The sequence below is a fragment of the Pedobacter sp. genome (genome assembly GCF_045627485.1).
Lineage (GTDB): Bacteria > Bacteroidota > Bacteroidia > Sphingobacteriales > Sphingobacteriaceae > Pedobacter.
The window spans coordinates 19,008-27,138 of record NZ_JAZQNU010000075.1; the positions used below are offsets into that span (position 1 = coordinate 19,008).

Consider the following 8,131-nt stretch of genomic DNA (forward strand, 5'->3'; position numbering starts at 1 on the left):
CATTAAAAACGGGCTAAATGTTCTGTTACCTTATGGCCTGAAATAGCTGTAAACAAAAAAATCCCGGCTAGCCGGGATTTTAACCAATAAAAACAGTTAGTATTAGAACTTATAAGTAAGTACCCCAGAGATATTGCGTGGTGCTACCCTGTCAATGAAGTTGGTACGATATGCGTCATACCCTACTTTATCGAATACGTTATTTACTAATAACCGCAGACCAATATGCTTTGTCAGTGGATAAGCTACCTGTGCATTCACAATAGTATATGCTTTATTATACCATGGCGCTGTATTCGGGTCAATAGCGTGGTATTGCACACCATCCTGCGTCCAGTCATTGTAAGGACGCTCACCCAGGTGATAAACACCTGCGCCAATATTTAATCCATCTAAAACATTGTTTTGAAACGTGTAATTTGCATATAGGTTGTACGTGTGTTTTGGTGTATTGTTTGGTGCTGAACCTGGAATAAAGGTCGAGTGATCTTTATATTGTGCGTCGATATAAGCATACCCGGCAACAACCTCCAGGTTAGGCAGTATCTTACCTGTCAACTCTACTTCAACTCCTTTACGTTCGTCATTACCACCTTTTGCATAATAACCGGTAGGCTGTACAATACCATTCTCATCAACATTGAAAACCTCAAGGTTCATGTCACTATTGTTGATTTTATAAAAAGTAAGGTTGAAACGCAAACGGTCATTAAACCATTCAGATTTTATGCCGGCCTCAATCTGGTCAATACGCTCAGAACCAAGCGCCTCGCCATTGATATCCACTACTGATGCTGACCGAGGGTTGGTACTGTTAGTGTAAGACCCAAATACATTGAAACCTGGTTTTAAGGTAAACATTACCCCTGCCATCGGATTCCAGAAACTTGAAGTCACACTTTCCACACCATCGTCTTTGGTTTTATTGGTACTATAGCGAATACCACCATATGCCCTTGCCCAATCTGTAACTTGGATCACATCTTGTATGGTAACCCCAAAACGGTAGTCGTACGACTGGGTTTCATTTGTTATTGAAAAAGGATTTAAGCCTGTAGGAAGAATATTAGTTACCGTAGACGGATCTAATACATTGATCTGATCAACCGCTATGGTATTATAAGTTGGCTGATATAGATCCATATAGCGGTAATCTGCACCTACCTGAAAAGTATGTAATAAACTTCCTGTTTTAACTTTCTGGCCCACTAAATCCAATTGAAAAACGGTGTTTTTATCTTGTCTTGTCGAGTTATGGGCAATTGAACGGTTGTAAATATTTACCTGATCTTTATTTATACCTGGCCCTTTTGCAGCAGCCAATCCACTTTTAATTCCATCATTATCATAATTAGAATGAAAAATCGCAGCACGCAAATAGATCTGATTGCTCAAGTCCTGCTTAAAACGCGCGGTATAAGTACTATGTTTAGTGTCTGTTTTATCTGATTCAAAACCTAAAAATCGCTCAGTTGGAAGATCATAAATCTGGTTCTGCTTGTTACCTACCGATAAGTTAACAGTACCTACATCAATACCTTGTTGTTCTTTCAGGTAATCCATTTCTAAGGTTAAAGTACTTCGCTCACTAGGGCGCCATTCCACTGATGGATTAATGTAAAAAGATTCGTTGCCCATGAAATCACGGAATTTCCCGCCATTTTCATAAGCACCGTTTAAACGTACCGCCAGTGTTTTAGACTCATTAACCAAACCTTGAACATCAAATGTTGGTCTAACTAAACCCCAGCTCCCTGCGCGGAAGCTCACCTGGCCGGTGTTTTCAAATTTTGGTGTTTTCGTAACCACGTTAACAATTCCACCCGGCCCACCAAGATCGGTTGAAGCCCCCATGGTTATGGCACTTGCACCTTTCAAAACCTGAATACTCTCCACACCTTGCATATCAGTCGAAAAACCTTGTCCGCGGAAATCTGTCATTACCCGCACACCATTTTTCAAGACTGGAATCCCCCTGAAACCACGTGATGATATACTTTCTTTTACCCCACCATAGGTTGCATAAGTGTAAACTCCAGGAACATTACGTACACCTTCAATTACACTTAAGGCACCTTGTTGCTCAATGAGTTTGTTCGATATGACAGAGATACTTTGAATCTGCTCACTTGCTTTTAGTGGCAACCTGGTTATCGCGTCTAATTTTTCTGTTGGTTTATTGGCGGTGCCAAATACCTGCACCTCAGATAAGCCGTTTAACTCCGTTTGGAGGGTTAAGTAAACTTCTTTAGCTTCTGCAGCAATCTCTATTTCAGCAGTTTGTGGCTGATAGCCAACCAACCTCGCCTTAATGATATATTTTCCTTGTGGTATATTGTTCAGACTGAATTTACCATTTTCATCTGTTCTGGCCGATGCCGATGACGCTGAAAGGGTGATATTTACTGAGGATAAGGCTTCGCCTTTTTCGTTGATAACCCGACCTTTTACTTGCTGATTTTGTGAAAAGGCAAAATTTAGGAGCATTAAATTTAGAACGCAGAAAGTAGAGAAGAACTTCATTAATTATTTAGATTTATTCTTAATAGCTGCAAAAGTACTAATGTTATTTAGATTTGCAAACATTATTTAGAATAATTCAAAATAAAATACCTTCATGAAACGCGGAAACAAGCAAAGTGAACCTGTTTTGTAACCATATGAAAAAAGAATGGGGGCGAAATGATTAATTTCCGCCCCCATATTTTATGATTAGGTAGATTACTCTCCCACCAATGGATTAGTATTTCTTTCGTTAATTGGTATAGGGAATGTATAACGAGGATCGCTTACAGCAATAGTTAGTCCGGCAGCACCTATAGCAGGTAATGCTCTATTCAACCTTGCAAGGTCATTATATCTATGACCCTCTCCAAGTAGTTCGATTCTACGTTCTTTTAAGATGGTCTCCGTCAATGCAGCACCAGCAAGAACTCCAAAATTGTAGGTAGCATCTGAACGTCTGCGTACAGCATCAAGAAGTGCTCTTGCGCGAACAGCATTACCGCCAGCTGCGGCTTCAGCTTCAGCAACATTCAGTAAAACTTCAGCATACCTGATCATCGGTACGAAATCCGTCCACGGTGATGGTGTATTGTATTTCTTCAGCACGGGTTGAGCAGTCAAACCAGAACCTGTAAATAAAGCTGTAAATCCTACTTTACGGGCATCAGTCGCAGGCCAAATTGGATCTGCATAAATTCCAGGAGCATTTTTATTTAATGGATAAATTAAATTCGCACCTGAGAAACTGTTATAATAGTAAGCCAATTGATTTTGAGTTCCAGGAGCATTCGTTGCAGCCATCGGGAAGGAGAATATTGATTCCGATACGGTATAAGGGGTTACAAATACAGTAGTAACGTTACCCGCTAAAGCATGTCCAGCACCAACTGTTGTCGAGAATGGTGCTGCCTGAGGAACAATTTTATTGCCTTCTTCTTTCACTTTGGCATAGTTTGCCATTGTTAAATAAACACGTGTTTTTAGCGCAATTGCAGTGTTTTTATGCGCTCTTGTTGTTTTTGCTAAAGCAGTAGTGTAGGTGGCTGGTAATTGGGCCTCAGCTTCGTCAAGATCTTTAAGGATTTGAGCATAGACCTCTGCCACTGTACTTGAGGCCAAAGAATTATTTGCAAGCGTCGTTTCAGGAATTAACCTCAATGGAAGACCCCTTGAAGTTCCTCCGTTTAATACGTAAGGTTTTGCGAATATTTGAACCAGTTGGAAATAAACAAGGGCTCTAATAAATTTTGCTTCCCCTAATGCCGGATCGATAACGGCGGGAGCTAATCCGGCAACATTTTGAGTTAAACCATCAATTGCTAAATTAGCACGGTTGATTGTTGAGTATCCTACTGACCAAAAACTTGATATGTAAGAGTTAGTCGCATCATTCGTTGCCTGATAAACGTCGGCCCCTGTAACATTGTTCGGGTCTCTCAGTATGTACTCTTCTGCGCGAATGTCATTATAAACTTGATAACGACCTCCGAAAAGAGATCCACTTTTTGCCGATGAATATAATCCTGTAATTACTTTATCAACACGCTGAGGCGTAGTATAAGCCTCTTCCTGTGGCAATTCCAGCTCTGGAGCTTCAACCAGAAAATCTTTTTTACAAGAAGAAGCGAGTACTGTAAGCATGATTGCAGCGGCAGCAACTCTTACTGCCGGAAATCTGTATGTTATTTTATGAAAAATTTTCATTTTGTATTTAATTATAAGCTTAAACTAATTCCGAATGTGAATACTCTTCCTTGAGGAATACTATTCCGCTCAATACCACTGGCTAAATTCGAATTTCCGTTAGAAGAAATCTCAGGGTCAACACCAGTATATCCGGTGATCAGGAACGCATTGTTCACTTGACCATATACTCGCAAGCCAGAGATGCCCGACGTACCGAATATTGTTTTAGGAAATCTATATCCTAAGGTAGCTGTTTGTAGTCTTAGGAAATCTCCTTTTTCTATATTCTCTGAAATCAGGAAGGAAGATCCATTGGATACGTTATCAGAAAATACTGGAAAAGGAAGGGTTCCTGTTGTATTTGTCGGCGACCATGCATCAGTAACTACATCCTTGAGGTTATTCCAAAATCTTTGATCTAGTAAACCTGCACGAGATCCGTTGTAAATGTAATTTCCACCAGAAAAAGTGAAGTTAAATGCAAGATCAAAGTTTTTATAGCTCATGGTATTATTAAATCCACCATACCAGGTAGGCAAAGTGTTACCTAATATTTGCTGTTGACTTGCAGGAGATGGTGCTGGTGCGCCATTGTCAACGTAAGTATAACCGTTTCCAGCACTTTGGTGCAGGTACTGAATTTCCCGGCCCTCTCTATCAACAAATATACGCTGGCCGTTAACTGGGTTTATTCCATTTGTTTTTACACCATAAATTTGAGCTGCAGAGTACCCTGCTTTTGTAATGCTAGTTTGCTCTAAATCAGCTGTACTGGTTAAAATTTGCTCAACCTGAGGGTCTAGCGCTTCGACCATATTTTCAATAGTAGTGAAATTCAACGAAGTTGTCCATTTGAATTCCGTGTCACGGAAGATACTTGCATGCAAAGCGAATTCAAAACCCTTATTGTACATGCTTCCAACGTTAGAACGGATAGTTCCACCAGGGATACCTTTTGAAGGGGCTTGAGGAACCGCTAAAATAAGCCCGTCAATATTTTTATTAAAATAGTCTGCTTCCAAAGAGAATCGATTAGCTAAGAAACCAATGTTAATCCCTACGTCTGTTTGCTTACTGGTTTCCCATCCAAGATCAACGTTTCCAGCTCTGTTGAAAACAAAGCCTGTACCATCGGCACCGTACAATGTTGGATCATAGGTTGAAAAGTAATTATATGCGCCAACTGCAGCATTACCAACCATCCCATAGCTACCTCTGATCCGGAAATTACTAATTACTGAACTTAGAGAAGAGTTAGCAAAAAAGCCTTCCCTCGTCACTTCCCATCCTAATGAACCGCCACCAAAATTACCCCATCTTTTTTGCTCAGAAAAACCTGAGTTCCCATCTCTTCTGAAATTTCCACTGATGAAGTATTTATTGTCGTAGTTGTAGTTGGCTATTGCTAAATAAGACTCCAAAGCGGTGGCCACTATACCATTACCGCCAGCAGTGTTGTTAATAAATTGACCTTGAAACTGAGTATAGAAAGGATCAGATAAGTTTGTACGTACTGCTCCCCAATCATGAACCGTGGTACTTTGGGCTTCATTACCTGCAATCAAAGATAGATTATGAACGCCACCAATTACTTTATTATAATTTATCGTATTGATAAAATTGCGATTGTTTCTACGATTGTTGTTATTATAGGCACTTCCCGTAGTACTAAATCCGTCACCCGACAAAGGATTCCAGAATCTGTAGTTTTCTGTGTTTCCACGGTCCCATGAGAATGAAGATTTTAAAGTCAAACCTTCTGCTAGTGTTAGTTCAGCTCCTAAATTGGCTATTAATCGTGTGGTTTCTGAAGTATTTCTATCTCTTTCGATTAAAACAGCCGGATTGGACCAGGTAGAAGAAACCAAGTTCGACCCATTTCCAATCGTACCACCGGTTGGATTTAAGCTATATGACCCATCATCATTATATGGCCTTAGATTTGGCGATAAAGCAAATGCTAACCTTCCTAATCCTGAAGCAGCAAATGCGCCTCCATCAGTAGAACCACTATTTGGACTTTGATTAAAAGCATTGCTGTATGCCATGTTCAAATTTAATTTTAAATAACTAGTAGCCTGATGCGTAACATTTGCGCGACCAGTATATCTTTTAAAATTATTTCCTTTCAAAAATCCTTGCTGATCTGAAAGTCCTCCAGATAGAAAGTAGGAGGTTTTCTCAGTTGCGCTACTTAAACTGATATTGTGATTCTGGGTTAACGCCTGGCGATAAACCACATCATTCCAGTCTGTATCTACGGCAGTACCATCACCTCGCAAATTTGGAAAAAAACTATTTCCATCTGCACCGGTTGCTACTGAAGAGTTTGGATTAACTGATTTCAGATTTTTAATTGCTTGATTTTTGTATGCAATGTATTCTTCTGCATTCATCACATCCGGAAGTCTTACTGCGTTGCTTATACCTGCCCATCCGTCATAATTAAAACGAGCCTCCCCTCTTTTACCTTTTTTAGTGTTGATAATTAATACACCAGCTGCACCTCTGGAACCATATATCGCAGTTGATGCGGCATCTTTTAAAATGTCGATGCTCTCGATATCTTCTGGATTAATATCTCCAAGTGGGTTGTTAGCCGCTGAATTTGCAGAAGTATTGTTTGTAGAAACCGGAATACCATCTACTACAACTAATGGAAAGGAAGAAAGCGACAATGAACTTAATCCCCTAACACGAATTACAGGAGGGTTATTTAGTAATCCGTTAGGTTGAACAATACTTACACCAGTAGCCTGACCAACTAACCCTTGTCCAAAACTTTGTACCGGTTTGTTTGCAATTTGCTCTGCTGTAACTGTTGATGAAGCGCCCGTAAAGCTCTTACGCTGAATGTTACCATAGCCTGTTACAACAACTTCGGTAAGGTCCATACCATCAGAAACCAATGCTACATTAATAATGTTTGAACTTCCTACTGGCACTGTTTGTACAACATAGCCAACATCCGGTCGGAATAAAACGCACTTCCGGAAAAGGTCCTGCCATAGCCTTCATTGCTTTCACACCTCCATAAACAGAAGCCGGGAAAAACTTTAACACGCTTACCCCTTCTTCCAGGGCTGTCATAATCTCTGTTGGTGTTACACATCCTGGACAGCAGGTAATATTATTCTCGTTACACCAGATTACTGTCTCTTCATCAAGTCCAGGTGATACGATAAATTTTGCACCTGCTTCTACTGCTGCCTTTGCCTGATCTTTATTAATAACTGTACCAGCACCAACAATCATGCCTTCAACATTCTGACTAACACTTTTAATTGAATCAAGAGCACAGGATGTTCTTAATGTAATCTCCATGAAGTTGATACCGCCAGCAAGCAATGCTTTTGCAAGTGGAACTGCATCCTCACTTTTATCAAGTACAACTACTGGAACTATACCTGTCTCAATAATCTTCTCACTAATATTCACCGAAATATCCTCCGTAATAGAAAATATAATTTCTTCTACTAGTATTCTAGCATATTTCTTCTTGTGTTCAATAGAAAATTGCGTTATCTTATAATAAATATTTAAATAGGAGTATAAATAATGGTTCCTTTTATTAATGATGACTTTCTTTTGCAGTGTGATATCTCAAAAGATTTATATAACAGCTTTGCAAAAGATCTCCCAATAATCGATTACCACTGTCACATAAATCCTGAAGACATCGCCAAAGATGTAGTTTTTACTAACATAAGTGACATCTGGTTTTCTGGAGATCACTATAAGTGGCGTTTACTTCGCGCCTATGGCATTGATGAAAAATATATAACTGGCGATGCTTCCCCAAAAGAGAAGTTTCTTTGCTGGGCAGAGGTTATCTCCAAAGCATTTGGCAATCCCTTATATCACTGGAACTGCCTTGAACTTTCCAGATATTTTGGTATCCCTGAACCACTGACTCCTGATAATGCTGAAGAAATCTGGG

5 protein-coding genes are annotated in these 8,131 nt (G+C 39.8%); 1 reads left to right on the forward strand and 4 read right to left on the reverse strand.

All coding sequences use genetic code 11. From position 1 onward, the window contains the following. Nucleotides 1-102: 102 nt before the first annotated feature. The 4 genes from ACR2F3_RS05770 to ACR2F3_RS05785 all read right to left on the reverse strand — a co-directional run bounded on the left by ACR2F3_RS05770 (nt 103) and on the right by ACR2F3_RS05785 (nt 7,629). Nucleotides 103-2,487 (reverse strand): TonB-dependent siderophore receptor, encoded by a 2,385-nt coding sequence (locus ACR2F3_RS05770; RefSeq protein WP_432709029.1) that lies wholly within the window; start codon nt 2,485-2,487, stop codon nt 103-105. Between the two features lie 234 nt (nt 2,488-2,721). Beyond that, nucleotides 2,722-4,209 (reverse strand): RagB/SusD family nutrient uptake outer membrane protein, encoded by a 1,488-nt coding sequence (locus ACR2F3_RS05775; protein WP_432709030.1) that lies wholly within the window; start codon nt 4,207-4,209, stop codon nt 2,722-2,724. 11 nt (nt 4,210-4,220) lie between these two features. Further along, the gene (locus tag ACR2F3_RS05780; protein ID WP_432709031.1) at nt 4,221-7,136 is read right to left on the reverse strand and encodes a SusC/RagA family TonB-linked outer membrane protein; all 2,916 of its coding nucleotides are present in this window, start codon (nt 7,134-7,136) and stop codon (nt 4,221-4,223) included. Then, on the reverse strand, nt 7,108-7,629 hold the full coding sequence (locus ACR2F3_RS05785) for a bifunctional 4-hydroxy-2-oxoglutarate aldolase/2-dehydro-3-deoxy-phosphogluconate aldolase (protein WP_432709032.1): 522 nt from the start codon (nt 7,627-7,629) through the stop codon (nt 7,108-7,110). The genes ACR2F3_RS05780 and ACR2F3_RS05785 overlap by 29 nt, the downstream gene beginning before the upstream one ends. 120 nt (nt 7,630-7,749) lie before the next feature. Between ACR2F3_RS05785 and ACR2F3_RS05790 the strand changes: the two genes are divergently transcribed. Then, the coding region (locus ACR2F3_RS05790; RefSeq protein WP_432709033.1) for a glucuronate isomerase at nt 7,750-8,131 on the forward strand (382 nt) is incomplete at its 3' end.